The sequence below is a fragment of the Phyllobacterium trifolii genome (genome assembly GCF_014192095.1).
Taxonomy (GTDB): Bacteria; Pseudomonadota; Alphaproteobacteria; order Rhizobiales; family Rhizobiaceae; genus Phyllobacterium; species Phyllobacterium trifolii.
In genome coordinates this window covers 351,669-364,908 of record NZ_JACHXN010000001.1, presented here as the reverse complement: position 1 = coordinate 364,908, position 13,240 = coordinate 351,669, and the positions used below count along the sequence as shown (strand labels likewise).

15 protein-coding genes are annotated in these 13,240 nt (G+C 55.2%); 8 read left to right on the top strand and 7 right to left on the bottom strand.

Annotated elements, in window-relative coordinates; genetic code table 11:
- The first annotated feature begins 55 nt into the window (after nucleotides 1-55).
- From FHS21_RS01840 to FHS21_RS01820, 5 genes are all read left to right on the top strand, one after another.
- Nucleotides 56-1,252: an amino acid ABC transporter permease gene (locus FHS21_RS01840; protein WP_112530799.1), complete on the top strand. Its 1,197-nt coding sequence runs from the start codon at nucleotides 56-58 to the stop codon at nucleotides 1,250-1,252.
- Nucleotides 1,253-1,254: 2 nt separating this feature from the next.
- Entirely contained in the window at nucleotides 1,255-2,412 is a 1,158-nt protein-coding gene (locus tag FHS21_RS01835) for an amino acid ABC transporter permease (RefSeq protein ID WP_112530800.1), read from the top strand.
- Nucleotides 2,413-2,424: 12 nt separating this feature from the next.
- Nucleotides 2,425-3,228, top strand: a complete 804-nt coding sequence (locus tag FHS21_RS01830; RefSeq protein ID WP_112530964.1) for an amino acid ABC transporter ATP-binding protein — start codon at nucleotides 2,425-2,427, stop codon at nucleotides 3,226-3,228.
- Nucleotides 3,229-3,339: 111 nt separating this feature from the next.
- Nucleotides 3,340-3,639, top strand: coding sequence for a hypothetical protein (locus FHS21_RS01825; RefSeq protein ID WP_183660855.1), 300 nt, complete (start codon nucleotides 3,340-3,342; stop codon nucleotides 3,637-3,639).
- Nucleotides 3,639-3,803: a hypothetical protein gene (locus FHS21_RS01820; protein ID WP_183660854.1), complete on the top strand. Its 165-nt coding sequence runs from the start codon at nucleotides 3,639-3,641 to the stop codon at nucleotides 3,801-3,803. Before FHS21_RS01825 ends, FHS21_RS01820 begins: the two co-directional genes overlap by 1 nt.
- 3 nt (nucleotides 3,804-3,806) lie before the next feature.
- Here the strand turns inward: FHS21_RS01820 and FHS21_RS01815 are convergent, their stop codons facing one another.
- The 4 genes from FHS21_RS01815 to FHS21_RS01805 form a co-directional block, all read right to left on the bottom strand.
- Nucleotides 3,807-5,084 carry an FAD-dependent monooxygenase gene (locus FHS21_RS01815; RefSeq protein WP_183660853.1) on the bottom strand — a complete coding sequence of 426 codons (1,278 nt, stop codon included), beginning with the start codon at nucleotides 5,082-5,084 and terminating at the stop codon, nucleotides 3,807-3,809.
- Complete coding sequence (locus FHS21_RS01810) at nucleotides 5,081-5,326, bottom strand: zinc-finger domain-containing protein (protein ID WP_112530803.1); 246 nt, start codon at nucleotides 5,324-5,326, stop codon at nucleotides 5,081-5,083. The genes FHS21_RS01815 and FHS21_RS01810 overlap by 4 nt, the downstream gene beginning before the upstream one ends.
- A gap of 185 nt (nucleotides 5,327-5,511) precedes the next feature.
- Nucleotides 5,512-5,763, bottom strand: coding sequence for a hypothetical protein (locus FHS21_RS30400; protein WP_112530804.1), 252 nt, complete (start codon nucleotides 5,761-5,763; stop codon nucleotides 5,512-5,514).
- Between the two features lie 255 nt (nucleotides 5,764-6,018).
- Nucleotides 6,019-6,402, bottom strand: a complete 384-nt coding sequence (locus tag FHS21_RS01805; protein WP_112530805.1) for a cupin domain-containing protein — start codon at nucleotides 6,400-6,402, stop codon at nucleotides 6,019-6,021.
- A 522-nt stretch (nucleotides 6,403-6,924) separates the two neighbouring features.
- Here FHS21_RS01805 and FHS21_RS01800 point away from each other — a divergent pair.
- Both FHS21_RS01800 and ppx read left to right on the top strand, forming a co-directional pair.
- Nucleotides 6,925-9,156 (top strand): RNA degradosome polyphosphate kinase, encoded by a 2,232-nt coding sequence (locus FHS21_RS01800; RefSeq protein WP_112530806.1) that lies wholly within the window; start codon nucleotides 6,925-6,927, stop codon nucleotides 9,154-9,156.
- Nucleotides 9,153-10,661: an exopolyphosphatase gene (gene ppx / locus FHS21_RS01795; protein WP_112530807.1), complete on the top strand. Its 1,509-nt coding sequence runs from the start codon at nucleotides 9,153-9,155 to the stop codon at nucleotides 10,659-10,661. Before FHS21_RS01800 ends, ppx begins: the two co-directional genes overlap by 4 nt.
- A gap of 188 nt (nucleotides 10,662-10,849) precedes the next feature.
- On the opposite strand, the gene purQ is transcribed toward ppx, so the two are convergent.
- The 3 genes from purQ to purC are packed head-to-tail and all read right to left on the bottom strand — an operon-like array spanning nucleotide 10,850 to nucleotide 12,542.
- Nucleotides 10,850-11,518 carry a phosphoribosylformylglycinamidine synthase subunit PurQ gene (purQ, locus tag FHS21_RS01790; protein ID WP_112530808.1) on the bottom strand — a complete coding sequence of 223 codons (669 nt, stop codon included), beginning with the start codon at nucleotides 11,516-11,518 and terminating at the stop codon, nucleotides 10,850-10,852.
- Nucleotides 11,519-11,758 carry a phosphoribosylformylglycinamidine synthase subunit PurS gene (gene purS / locus FHS21_RS01785; protein ID WP_112530809.1) on the bottom strand — a complete coding sequence of 80 codons (240 nt, stop codon included), beginning with the start codon at nucleotides 11,756-11,758 and terminating at the stop codon, nucleotides 11,519-11,521.
- A gap of 19 nt (nucleotides 11,759-11,777) precedes the next feature.
- Nucleotides 11,778-12,542: a phosphoribosylaminoimidazolesuccinocarboxamide synthase gene (purC, locus tag FHS21_RS01780; RefSeq protein ID WP_112530810.1), complete on the bottom strand. Its 765-nt coding sequence runs from the start codon at nucleotides 12,540-12,542 to the stop codon at nucleotides 11,778-11,780.
- Nucleotides 12,543-12,851: 309 nt separating this feature from the next.
- Between purC and FHS21_RS01775 the strand changes: the two genes are divergently transcribed.
- Nucleotides 12,852-13,172 (top strand): DUF1476 domain-containing protein, encoded by a 321-nt coding sequence (locus tag FHS21_RS01775; protein WP_112530811.1) that lies wholly within the window; start codon nucleotides 12,852-12,854, stop codon nucleotides 13,170-13,172.
- Nucleotides 13,173-13,240 lie beyond the last annotated feature (68 nt).

Sequence of the window (13,240 nt, the reverse complement as noted above, 5' to 3'; positions counted from 1 at the left end):
CACCTACAATAATAAAAAATAATAAGAACAAGCATTTAAAAGAAATGAGGGGTCAATGGCATCGCAGGATATTACGCCTGTCGGCAAAGACAGCGCCAAAGTATCACTTTTAAACGATCCGAAAGTCCGCGGTTACATCTTTCAGGCGGTGGCAGTGCTTGCAATAGCAGGTCTCGGCTATTGGATCGTCGACAACACAATTGCCAATCTTCAACGTGCTCGCCTGGCAACGGGGTTTGGATTTCTCGATGGCCGCTCAGGCTTCGATATCAGCAGTAGCCCATTTCTGGCCTATTCGAGTGACTCGACCTATCTAAAGGCTTTGATGGTCGGCTTTCTCAATACGCTGACAGTTGCTTTCGCCGGGATCATCACCGCGACGATCCTCGGCTTCGTCATCGGCATCGGTCGCCTTTCGCACAATTGGCTTATCCGCAAGCTTTGCACCGTCTACGTGGAAGTTTTCCGTAACATTCCGCCATTGCTGGTCATTTTCTTCTGGTATTTGGGTGTTCTGTCGGTGCTTCCGCAGGCTCGGCAAAGCATCACGCTGCCATTCAACATGTATCTGAACAATCGAGGCTTCTTTTTCCCGGCACCGGTGTTCGGGGACGGCGCTTGGCTGGCCGGTGTTGGCCTCATTGCCGGCATCGTCGGGGCGCTCCTTGTCCGGCGCTGGGCGCATAAGCGGCAGATGGCGACCGGCCAGCAATTTCCTGTCGGTTTGACCGCATTGGCTCTCATCGTTGGTTTTCCACTACTGGCTTTGGTCATCAAGGGTTTTCCGCTGTCATTCGACTACCCGGTTCTCGGCGCCTTCAATCTGAGGGGAGGCTCTCAAATCGGTCCAGAGTTCATGTCGCTCTTTCTGGCCTTGTCCTTTTACACCGCTGCCTTCATCGCCGAGATCGTCCGCGCCGGCATTCGTGGTGTTGGCAAGGGGCAAAGCGAGGCATCTCATGCACTTGGACTGCGGGCTGGTCCGACCACTCGCCTGGTGGTAGTGCCGCAAGCGATGCGCATCATCATTCCGCCACTGACAAGCCAATATCTCAACCTGACCAAAAACTCGTCCCTGGCTGTCGCGATCGGATATCCTGATCTTGTTGCAGTCGGCGGAACGATCCTCAACCAAACTGGCCGCTCCATCGAAGTGGTGGCTATCTTCATGATCGTATATCTCAGCCTTAGCGTGCTGACTTCGCTCTTCATGAATTGGTTCAACGCCAAAATGGCACTGGTGGAGCGCTGATCATGGTGGATAGCAATTTAAGCTTTGTCCGTACCGAGATGCTTCAGGGACAGACACCGCCTCTGGCAGAGAGAGGCATCGTCCGATGGATGCGTATCAATCTCTTTGCCACGCCGATTGACGCCGCCCTGACCATTTTCGCCCTTCTGCTCATTGCGTGGTACCTGCCCCCGGTAATCAACTGGATGTTTGTCCAGGCGGCATGGGTGGGACCCGATCGGTCCGTTTGCGCGACAGTGGCGCAGGGCGGTATCCAACCGGAAGGATGGTCAGGCGCCTGCTGGGCCTATGTGAATGCCAACTTCAAACAGTTCATGTATGGGCCCTATCCCCAGGACCAGATTTGGCGGGTCAATCTCGTCGGCATCATGTTCGTACTGCTGCTCATCCCGCTGCTGATTCCCAAAGCACCATACAAAGTGGCGAATGCGATCACGTTCTTCTTCATATTTCCCATCGTCGGTTTTTTCCTGCTCGTGGGCGGCTGGTTCGGTCTTACCTACGTCGAGACACCATTATGGGGCGGATTGCTGGTTACGCTGGTCATATCTTTCGTGGGTATCTGTGTCTCCTTGCCGCTTGGAATCATTCTGGCGTTGGGGCGGCGTTCGCAACTGCCAGTCATCAAGATGTTTTGCGTCATCTTCATCGAGACAATCCGCGGTATTCCGCTGATAACCGTCTTGTTCATGGCGAGCTACATGCTGCCGCTGTTTTTGCCGCCGGGGGTAACATTCGACAAATTGCTTAGGGCTTTGATCGGTGTGGCGCTGTTTGCCTCCGCCTACATGGCAGAGGTGGTGCGCGGGGGGCTGCAGGCGATCCCGAAAGGACAGTATGAAGGAGCCGACTCTCTTGGCCTCGGCTACTGGCAGAAGACGCGGTTGATTATCCTGCCACAAGCGTTGAAGCTGGTCATACCGAGCATCGTCAATACGTTCATCGGCCTGTTCAAGGATACGAGCCTCGTTTCCGTCATCAGTATGTTCGATTTGCTCGGAACCGTGAAACAGCACTTTTCCGATGCCAATTGGGCATCTCCGCAAACACCTATATCTGGCCTGATCTTCGCCGGATTTGTCTTCTGGATTTTCTGTTTCGGCATGTCGCGTTATTCCATATTCATGGAAAACCGGCTCGATACAGGGCACAAACGCTAAGGAGCTATGCTTATGACCACTGAAAACATCATCGACCCGGAAGAAATCCATGTCGACCGCTCGCTCCTCCACGTTTCAAAGACGGACGTAGCCGTTGAAATCATCAACATGAACAAGTGGTATGGCGACTTTCACGTTCTGAAGGACATCAACCTCAAGGTGATGCGCGGCGAGCGCATTGTCATTGCGGGTCCGTCCGGTTCGGGCAAGTCCACCATGATCCGCTGTATCAACCGCCTGGAAGAGCATCAAAGCGGTAAAATCCTTGTCGACGGCATCGAGCTCACCAGTGATCTGAAAAAGATCGACGAGGTGCGCCGCGAAGTCGGCATGGTGTTCCAGCACTTCAATCTTTTCCCGCATCTAACGATCCTCGAAAACTGCACGCTCGCTCCGATATGGGTGCGCAAGATGCCGAAGAAAAAGGCCGACGAGGTGGCGATGCACTTTCTGGAACGCGTCAAGATCCCGGAACAGGCCAATAAATATCCGGGCCAGCTCTCCGGGGGTCAGCAGCAGCGTGTGGCAATCGCCCGGTCGCTCTGCATGAATCCGCGTATCATGCTGTTCGATGAACCGACTTCGGCACTCGATCCGGAGATGATCAAGGAAGTGCTGGATACTATGGTCCAGTTAGCTGAAGAAGGCATGACGATGGTTTGCGTCACGCACGAGATGGGCTTTGCCCGTCAGGTCGCAAACCGCGTGATATTCATGGATCAGGGTCAGATCGTCGAGCAGAATGAACCGATAGCGTTTTTCGACAACCCGCAGCACGAGCGCACGAAACTGTTCCTCAGCCAGATCCTGCACTAGCAGTCCTGGAACGAAATTTCCCGATTTATTGCGGCGGCCAAACCGGCCGCCGTCTCTTTACGATTTTCAATTCCAGATTTTTGACAAAGCCATTTCATCGGGATTTTTCTAATGAACGAGAGTTTTCAGGATCTTACAAAAGAAGAGCTCAAAGCGCTGGATGCCACTCGCAAGATCCGCGACAACGAGGTTCTCAAATATGTGGTGGCTGCATTTGATCGTTTGTCTACGGCCCTGCTTGTCGTGGGTTTTTTGGGGCCGATCGCGGGAATGATCACAAACCCGTCGCTTTTCCAGCATTATGATTGGCTCGAAAGGATATCGGTCTTCGCTATGATGATTCAGGCATCAATGGTATCTTATGGGCTCCATCTGTATGGTAGAACGAAACTCAGAAATGGATGGCAGTAATGCTGGAGTACAGCATTTATACGATGGTTTGGGTTACGCTGGTGGGGATCGGTGCCTTTCTCGTTGGTCGGCATGAATTGAACCAACTGCAGAAAGAGACTGAAGCATCCAAGCAAGAAATTGCCCGAGCCATGGCAAGATTGCGTGGCACTCCGGCCGAATGAAACTCAAACCTGTTCTTTTCGCTCTTCCGCGTCAAATCCATACAGCCAGTCAAATCCCTCGATGAACTTTTCCACCGGACGGTTGCGCAGCAGGATATTGCGCGCAACGGCCACCGGTCCCTTTGCATGATAGGCCAGGTGGTTGAGCGCTCCGCGCCTGACAACTGCGCTGATACGTTTCGTCCGGGCTCTGCTGAACCGGGCGAGGGCAGATGGCCAGGCGGCACGATCCGCGCTCAAGGCGCCAGCCAATGCGCATGCGTCTTCGATGGCCATCGCCGCACCCTGCGCCGCATAAGGTGTCATGGCATGCGCAGCATCGCCAATCAGCACCACACGCTCCTCGGTCAGGAATCGGCATTTCTTCATCTCGAACAGCCGCCACGGTGTCCAGGGACGACCCGCTCGCATGACATCGCGTAGTCCCACATGCCAACTGGCGAATTCCCGGATGAAATTCTGGCTCGGGCTCTCCGGATCGACAGGAACGGGCCATCGGTTGCCGGCCTCATGGTCGGGCGCAACCGCTACGAAATTGATCATCTGGCCCGAACGGATAGGATAGGCGATCAGATGCGCGTTGGAGCCAGTCCAGGCGACGACGTTGACCCCTTGTGGCAACAGTGTCTTGAACGATTCCGGCAGCTGATCGACCCCTAGTGATGATCGCCATGCAACCATGCCGGTATAACGCGCACGGTCCGCGTCGGAGACAGCGGTGCGCAGGTTCGACCACACGCCGTCTGCGCCGACCAGCAGCGCGCCGCGGTGTTCCTCGATGCGGTCATGATATTGCACGCGGACGAGCATGCCCTGGCTGTCTGCCTTGCGCTGCGTCACGGTCGACTGCAACTGTATGGCGATGTTGGGCCGGCTGCGCGCGAGGGTGAGCAAAGTGTTCTGCAAATCGGCGCGGTGACAAACGATATAGGGCGCACCCCAGCGTTCCGTCGCTTGTTCGCCAATCGGCAACCGCAGCAACTCGCCGCCGCTTGTTCCATCCTGCAAGCAGACGGCTTGCGGTTCGACGGATGCGTATTGCAGCTGTTCCATCGCGCCGAGCCGACCGAGAAGCCGCGTCGCATTGGGGGAAAGCTGCAATCCAGCACCGATTTCGGCGAGCGCCGCGCTTTTTTCGAATATCTGGACGTGAAAGCCCTTGGCGCTCAGTGCAAGGGCAAGAGTGAGGCCAGCAATACCTGCACCGGCAATGATGATCTGGTCAGGATTTGGTATTCGCCTGTTTCGTTCTGTTTTCAGATCGATGAGTGCTGCTTTCAAGCGGCCTCGTCCACATAGGTGCAGCCCTCGGGAACGGTCACATCGGCGGCAAGTGATGCGTCATATCGATAAAGCGTAGAGCAATAGGGACACACCTTCTCATTATCGTCGCCGAGATCGAGGAAAACATGCGGGTGGTCGAAAGGCGAATTGGCGCCGACGCACATGAATTCCTTCACTCCGATGGCAATGCTCGCATGTCCTGCGCTGTTCTGGAAATGAGGGATGCTGTGTCCAGCCATTATTCGCTCCTGAAATCTTCGCCAAGCGCGCATAGCGCCCATTCGCTTTGTCTTAAAACAAAAGGCGCGCAAAGGAAACGCGTTCTATGTCGCAGTATTGTCGCTGCATTCGCGAAACAGTGCGAATCCTGGAGGCGTCCCGCCGGGAGGTCAATTATCCAGTCAAACCGGACTGCTTGAATGGTTTATTTCAAAGTAAAAGCCGATGCCTTTTGCCGGGACTTTGGAATGGCTGCGTAGCCCGGGGAGACATATTCCACAATGCGAACATGACCATTGCGTTTGGTGTCGGGCCTTCGGGCCCCGTCTGTTACGACAGCGCGATCTGCGGGCACAATTGTCAGGCCGACGTTTAATGTTTGGGCATGCGCCGAAGGGATGCCAAAAAATGGTGCGATAAGGACGAAGGCACGAAGAACGGAAATAAATTTTTCCATAGCCGCTCCAGTGAAGTTCATGCATTCAAGCAAGAATTCCAATAGGTTAACGCCGATACGTTATCAAAAGTCCAATCAAAGGTTTGGGCATCGGATTAAACATTGCCCTCGGCCGGTCCCGGCCACGGGCATTCATTGCCCCGCTGATAGATGACCATTATCTTCGTCTATTGTCGAGGCAATCTGTCAGATATTGTTAATATGCCAAGTGTAATTTAGCTTAAATTTGATAATTATTTTAACAAGTAAGTAAGTTCAGAGGTTCTCGAGACCTTGCGGCAGACTAATCCAGAGCACTGTCTGTTCTTGCGGGGAATGTAGCGATTTGTGTCCTTTGCCATACACGTCCTCAAACAGGACGAAGCTACCGGCCGGTACGTGCCTCTCATCTCCGTCACTTGTCTGGTATTCTGCAGCTCCATCAAGCCTCACTGTCAGCACGCGCTCCGGCACTGTATGCCAATCGACCTGTCGCGCACCCGCCGGAATATGAGTGAAGCGGATGCCCGACGCCGCGTACTTCGCTGACACTTCGAATGCAGCGGCATTAGGGTGAACCTGTCGAGAGGTTGTCGGGATTTCGACCTCATCGAAATGGGACTCGCCGTCGGCCGTCGAGTAAACGCGCAGACACTTCATCTTAGCCTCCGTTCCTTCAGTTACACCTACGCCACATTGCCATGACCGCATTAGAAGCGTCTGTGTTCGAAGTGGTCATTCGCGTCTCTTTTGACATATCGGCAGATGGCGGGGTGCCAAGATCGATGCTTTGCCTTACTCCCCGTCGTGAGGTCGCAGACAAGACGTTTGCGGTGCCCAAAGAAAAATGTTGTGCCTTCTGAAAGACTGTCATTCGCAATACCGATGCCCTAGAGTGCGATTTGACTGGTATGACGATTTCAAGACGCTTGCTATCAAACTGTCAAAAGACTTGTCTAGGGTGAGCGCCTAAGTGTCCGTCTTAAAAGTCGCTGCGGCGAGACACATGGCGTGGTTTTCGAGTACCGGAGCGCAACGTACTTAAGGTACGTGAGCACCGAAAGCGCAGAAAATCGTGTCAGATGACCGCCGCAGTAGAGTTTCAAGACGGATACTAAGACCATTTCCAAAGGCGCCGAATGGTCTCCATTTTTAACAGGACGTTTTTGTCGGAGAATACCAATGAACGAACAATCATCCGCGATTCCGGAAGCCCTGGAAAAAGTGGATTCGACTGCGATTCCACAAGCCCTGGAAAAAGTGGATCTGGCGAATTTGCACGCAAGCGTCGATCGCTTCGTTAACCGCGAGTTTTCCTGGTTGCAGTTCAATCGCCGCGTTCTGGAAGAAGCCGAGAACACGCATCAGCCATTGCTTGAACGTTTGCGTTTCCTCTCCATCTCGGCGGCCAATCTCGATGAATTCTTCATGGTGCGCATCGCCGGTCTTGCAGGGCAGGTACGCGCTGGCGTTTCAGACCGCAGCGACGATGGGCGCACCCCCCAGGAACAGCTTGAATTCGTTCTCGATGAGGTCGTGAAGCTGCAGATTGCCCAGCAGCACCGGTTTGATGATTTGCGCGCGGAAATGCTGAAGGAAAACATCGAGATCGTTCGTCCGGACAGGTTGACCGCCAATGAGCAGTCCTGGCTGGAAGACCATTTCCTTGAAACCATCTATCCGGTTCTGACGCCGCTTGCCATCGATCCGGCGCATCCTTTTCCATTCATTCCCAATCTCGGTTTCTCGATCGCCATGCTCCTCAACCGGAGCACCGACAATCGTCCAATGACAGCCTTGCTGCGTCTGCCTCAGGCACTAAAGCGTTTCATCCAAATTCCGGATGACAGGGGACGTTTCCGTTTCCTCACGCTTGAGGATGCGATCAGCCTGTTTACCGGCCGGCTTTTCCCCGGCTACGAGGTTAAAGGTGCCGGTACTTTCCGCATCATCCGCGACAGTGATATTGAGGTCGAGGAAGAGGCCGAGGATTTGGTGCGCCTGTTCGAAACCGCGCTCAAGCGTCGCCGTCGCGGTCAGGTCATTCGCATCGAATTCGACGATGAAATGCCGGAATCACTGCGCAGTTTCGTCGCCACCGAGCTAGGTGTTCCCGATAATCGCATCAGCGTTCTCGATGGACTGCTTGCGCTCAACATGATTTCGGAAATCGTCAGCATCCCGCGTGCCGATCTGAAGTTCGTTCCCTACAATCCACGTTTCCCCGAGCGCGTGCGCGAGCATGGCGGCGATTGTTTTGCGGCTATTCGCGAAAAGGACATCGTCGTTCACCATCCTTATGAATCCTTCGACGTGGTCGTCCAGTTCCTGCGACAGGCTGCAGCCGATCCGGACGTCGTGGCGATCAAGCAGACCCTCTATCGTACCTCGAACGACAGCCCGATCGTGCGTGCGCTGATTGATGCTGCCGATGCCGGCAAGTCCGTGACGGCGCTTATCGAACTCAAGGCCCGCTTCGACGAGGAAGCCAATATTCGCTGGGCCCGCGATCTGGAACGTGCCGGTGTACAGGTCGTCTTTGGCTTCATCGAATGGAAGACCCACGCTAAAATGTCTCTGGTCGTGCGCCGTGAAGAGGCGAAGTTGCGCAGTTACGTGCATCTGGGTACGGGAAATTATCACCCGATCACCGCGAAGATCTATACCGACCTGTCATTCTTTACTTGCGAGCCGTCTATCGGTCGCGATGTGGCGCAGATATTCAACTTCATCACGGGCTACACGCCGCCTTCCGGCGAGATGGGCATTGCCGTTTCGCCGATCACGCTTCGCCCGCGCATCATGCAGCACATTGCCGAGGAAATCGCTCATGCCAAAGCCGGGCGGCCGGCTTCGATCTGGATGAAGATGAACTCTCTGGTCGACGCGGAAATCATCGACGCGCTCTATGACGCGGGCCGGCAAGGGGTAGAGATCGATCTCGTCGTGCGTGGCATTTGCTGTCTGCGCCCGCAGCTTCCAGGCCTTTCTGACAATATCCGCGCGAAATCCATCGTTGGACGCTTTCTCGAACACAGCCGCATCTTCTGCTTTGGCAATGGCGAAGCGATGCCGTCGGAAAAGGCACTAGTTTATTTCGGCTCCGCCGACATGATGACCCGCAATCTCGATCGCCGCGTCGAGACGCTGGTGCCGATCACCAATCCAACAGTGCATCAACAGGTTCTTTCACAGATTATGTTGGCCAACCTTCTCGACAATCAGCAGAGTTACGAGTTACTAGCAGACGGAACGTCGCGCCGGATCACACCTGCTGACGGGGAAGAAGCTTTTAACGCACAGGAATATTTCATGACAAATCCCAGCCTTTCAGGCCGTGGCAAGTCGCTGAAGTCTTCAGCACCGCGATTGATTGCGCATCGCAAGCGGTCAAAGAGAAATAAGGCTGCATGATATCGGCTGCACAAGGACGCGTGCAGGGGCGTCAACCAGCTGCTGTCATCGATATCGGTTCGAACTCTGTACGTTTGGTGGTGTATGAAGGCGTAAACCGGTCTCCCACCGTTCTATTCAATGAGAAGATACTCTGCGGCCTCGGCAAGGGGCTGGCGAAAACCGGCAAGCTGAATGCGAAGGCAGTACAAAGCGCGCTGCGTGCTTTGCGTCGTTTTCGCGCGCTGGCCGATCAGGCCGGGGCAGTTTCACTGGACGTTCTGGCGACAGCTGCAGCGCGCGAGGCTGAGAACGGCTCACAATTCATCCGGGAAGCCGAGGCGTTACTCAAGGAGCCGATAAAGGTTCTTTCGGGCAGGGAAGAAGCCTATTTCTCCGCGCTTGGCATTATTTCTGGCTTCCACGATCCGGACGGCATTGCCGGCGATCTTGGCGGCGGCAGTCTTGAGCTTGTCGATGTCAAGGGCAGGAAGATTGGTGATGGCATCACCCTTCCGCTCGGCGGATTGCGCCTGCAGGACATGTCCGACGGCGATCTGAACAAGGCTGTGGAGATTGCAAGGAAACATCTCGCCTCGGCCAAGCTGCTCGGCAATGGCAAGGGCAGGGCTTTTTATGCGGTTGGCGGCACATGGCGAAATCTCGCCAAGCTGCACATGAGCGCAAAACACTACCCGCTCCATGTCATGCATCATTATGAGATCCCGTTTGATGAAGCCCAACGCTTCCTCAAGCTCGTTGCGGCCGGCGATCTCGATTATATGCGCGGCATCGAGGACGTCTCCAAAAACCGCCGTTCGCTCCTGTCCTACGGTGCCATAGCCCTTCTCGAAACCATCCGGTTGATGCGGCCCTCCAAGGTCGTCTTCTCGGCGATTGGCGTGCGCGAGGGCTTCCTCTACTCGCTCCTGTCGGAGAGCGAGCAACTGGAAGACCCGCTGATCTCGGCAGCAGACGAATTGGCTATTCTACGTGCCCGGTCTCCGTCCTACGCACGGGAGCTGGCAGACTGGAGTGGGGAGGCATTTGCCGCCCTTGGCTATGATGAAACCGAGGATGAAAAACGCTATCGTCGCGCCGCCTGTCTGGTTGCGGATATCAGCTGGCGCGCGCATCCGGATTATCGCGGAAGCCAGGCGCTGAACATGATTTCAAACGCCTCCTTCATCGGCATCGATCATCCCGGACGCGCCTATATCGCGCTCGCCAATTTCTTCCGGCATGAGGGCGTTTCCACTAGTGTTGCCGATCCGGAACTTGCTGCCATAGCCACGCCGCGATTGCTGGAATATTCGAAGATTCTCGCCGGAATCATGCGTATCACCTATCCGTTTTCCGCATCCATGTCAGGTGTGGTTCCGAAGCTTTCCTGGAAGACGACGGCGGAAGGGCTCGAGCTTGTGATCGACAAGAGCAAGGCTGACCTGATCGGCGATGTGCCGGAGGGCCGCCTGCAGCAGCTGGCAAGGCTGACGGGCAAGAATATCAAGATGGTTATCAGCTAAAAACGCCGACGAGACGCGGTGGGCATATAGCTACAAACATCGCCTTTAGAGCCTGTTTGGAAAGTCGCTGCAGCGAGACATATGGCGTGGTTTTCGAGAACCGGAGCGCAGCGTACTTAAAGGTACGTGAGCACCGGAGCGCAGAAAAACGCCATTTGCAGGCCGTCAGAGCGTGAATACCGACAGGCCTAGGCGGCGATCCCCAACACGCCCGTAAACAGCGCACGTCCGTCGGTGCCGCCATGAGCCGCTTCGATCAGGTTCTCCGGATGCGGCATCAGCCCCAGCACGTTACCGTTCTTGTTGATGATACCCGCAATATCGTTCATCGAGCCGTTCGGGTTGGTGCCTTCGGCATAACGGAACACCACCTGGCCATCGCCCTCGATGCGGGCCAGCGTCTCGGCGTCGGCGAAATAGTTGCCGTCATGATGCGCGACCGGGCACTGGATGATCTGGCCATGCGAATAGCCGCGGGTGAACGGCGTATTGGCATTGGTGACTTCGAGTTTCACCTGGCGGCAAACGAATTTCAGCGAGGCATTGCGCATCAGCGCGCCGGGCAGGAGACCGGCTTCCACCAGAATCTGGAAGCCATTGCATACGCCCATCACCATGACACCCTTGTTCGCCTTCTCGCGGATCGCTTCCATCACAGGCATGCGCGCTGCGATGGCGCCGCAGCGCAGATAATCGCCATAGGAAAAGCCGCCGGGGATCACAATCAGGTCGACGTCGGGAATTTCCGTATCCGTCTGCCACACCGTATGCGGTGCAACGCCGGAAATCTTCGTCAACGCCGCAATCATGTCGCGGTCGCGGTTAAGGCCGGGAAGGAGTACGACTGCTGATTTCATCTAGATGAGCTCCACCGCATAATCCTCGATCACCGTATTGGCGAGGAGCTTTTCGCACATTGCCTTGAGATTCGCCTCGGCCTTTGCCTTGTCGCTCGTATCAAGTTCGACGTCGAAAACCTTGCCCTGGCGAACCGAGCCGACACCCTCGAAACCGAGGCTGCCGAGTGCACCGACGATCGCCTTGCCCTGCGGGTCAAGAACGCCATTCTTCAAGGTTACAGTGACACGTGCCTTCATCGATCTGTCTTCTCCGGTGTTACTTGACCAATACGGGCCCCGCAGGCCGCGTCGGTTCGTTTTCATTCATGATGCCGAGACGGCGCGCGACTTCCTGATAGGCCTCGATCAGGCCGCCCATATCGCGGCGAAACCGGTCCTTGTCCATCTTCTCGCTGGTCTGTGCGTCCCATAGGCGGGCGCTGTCCGGCGAGAATTCGTCGGCAAGAACGATACGCATCATTTCGCCTTCGTAAAGCCGGCCGCACTCAATCTTGAAATCGACGAGCTGGATACCGACGCCAAGAAACAGTCCGCTCAAAAAGTCGTTGATGCGGATGGCGAGCGCCATGATGTCATCGATTTCCTGCGGTGCAGCCCAGCCGAAGGCCGTAATGTGCTCCTCGGAGACCATCGGGTCATCGAGCTCATCGTTCTTGTAGTAGAACTCGATGATCGAGCGGGGCAGCACGGTGCCTTCCTCGATGCCGAGGCGCTTTGCCAGCGAGCCGGCCGCGATGTTGCGCACGACGACCTGCAGCGGGATGATCTCGACTTCCTTGATCAGCTGCTCGCGCATGTTCATGCGGCGTATAAAGTGCGTCGGAATGCCCATGCGGTTGAGTTGCGTGAATATATATTCGGAAATGCGGTTGTTGAGGACGCCCTTGCCGTCGATTACTTGGGTTTTCTTGGGGTGAAGCACAGTTGTATCGTCTTTGAAATGCTGGACGAGTGTGCCTGGTTCTGGTCCTTCGTAAAGGATCTTTGCTTTGCCTTCGTAGACACGGCGGCGACGGTTCATTGCGGATTCTCTGGTATTGGAGTTATCGGTCGGCCTTGGGTCTTGGCCGTCATGTTGGCGCGCTAACTATCGCAAAAGCAAGCATTCTACAATGATCCTTTATGGAGCTCCCCCGTTTTATGGGTTATATGCTGGTTCTACGACAATATGAAACTAGTCGATGCAGGGATGGTCGATTGAGCCTTTTGATTTTGCACGGAATGGTTATATGGGAATCGACAAAGACAAAAACATCGGGACCTGCCTGAAAAACGCCTGATACATGACTGTATTACTAGTTAACGACACAATTTGCGGGAGCAAGAGAGGATGACAATGCAAGATCGCGAAAACGCCTTTGAAAACAAGTATGCGCATGACGCAGAAGTGCGTTTCAGGGCGGAGGCCCGGCGTAACAAGCTTCTCGGCATCTGGGCGGCGGAAAAGCTCGGCAAGGCCGATGAAGCCGCCGACGCCTATGTGAAAGAGGTCATCAAGGCTGATTTCCAGGAAGCCGGCGACGACGATGTCTTCCGCAAGATCCGTGCGGATTTCGATGCTGCCGGTATCGACACGTCCGACCATCGCATCCGCCGCAAGATGGAAGAACTGATGATCGAGGCGATACAGCAGATCGAAGGTGCTCCCTGATTTCCTGCCGCCCTTTAGAACCGCAAAAAGCCGCCCACTGGGCGGCTTTTTGTCCATAGGACGCCTCG

What these genes read in the sequence shown, in the direction of transcription:
- purS (WP_112530809.1), bottom strand. Translation starts at nt 11,758, where the DNA reads ATGAAGGCACGTGTCACTGTAACCTTGAAGAATGGCGTTCTTGACCCG.
- FHS21_RS30400 (WP_112530804.1), bottom strand. Translation starts at nt 5,763, where the DNA reads ATGGAAAAATTTATTTCCGTTCTTCGTGCCTTCGTCCTTATCGCACCA.
- FHS21_RS01800 (WP_112530806.1), top strand. Translation starts at nt 6,925, where the DNA reads ATGAACGAACAATCATCCGCGATTCCGGAAGCCCTGGAAAAAGTGGAT.
- FHS21_RS01810 (WP_112530803.1), bottom strand. Translation starts at nt 5,326, where the DNA reads ATGGCTGGACACAGCATCCCTCATTTCCAGAACAGCGCAGGACATGCG.
- FHS21_RS01835 (WP_112530800.1), top strand. Translation starts at nt 1,255, where the DNA reads ATGGTGGATAGCAATTTAAGCTTTGTCCGTACCGAGATGCTTCAGGGA.
- FHS21_RS01775 (WP_112530811.1), top strand. Translation starts at nt 12,852, where the DNA reads ATGACAATGCAAGATCGCGAAAACGCCTTTGAAAACAAGTATGCGCAT.
- FHS21_RS01830 (WP_112530964.1), top strand. Translation starts at nt 2,425, where the DNA reads ATGACCACTGAAAACATCATCGACCCGGAAGAAATCCATGTCGACCGC.
- purQ (WP_112530808.1), bottom strand. Translation starts at nt 11,518, where the DNA reads ATGAAATCAGCAGTCGTACTCCTTCCCGGCCTTAACCGCGACCGCGAC.
- purC (WP_112530810.1), bottom strand. Translation starts at nt 12,542, where the DNA reads ATGAACCGTCGCCGCCGTGTCTACGAAGGCAAAGCAAAGATCCTTTAC.
- FHS21_RS01820 (WP_183660854.1), top strand. Translation starts at nt 3,639, where the DNA reads ATGCTGGAGTACAGCATTTATACGATGGTTTGGGTTACGCTGGTGGGG.
- FHS21_RS01825 (WP_183660855.1), top strand. Translation starts at nt 3,340, where the DNA reads ATGAACGAGAGTTTTCAGGATCTTACAAAAGAAGAGCTCAAAGCGCTG.
- FHS21_RS01840 (WP_112530799.1), top strand. Translation starts at nt 56, where the DNA reads ATGGCATCGCAGGATATTACGCCTGTCGGCAAAGACAGCGCCAAAGTA.
- ppx (WP_112530807.1), top strand. Translation starts at nt 9,153, where the DNA reads ATGATATCGGCTGCACAAGGACGCGTGCAGGGGCGTCAACCAGCTGCT.
- FHS21_RS01805 (WP_112530805.1), bottom strand. Translation starts at nt 6,402, where the DNA reads ATGAAGTGTCTGCGCGTTTACTCGACGGCCGACGGCGAGTCCCATTTC.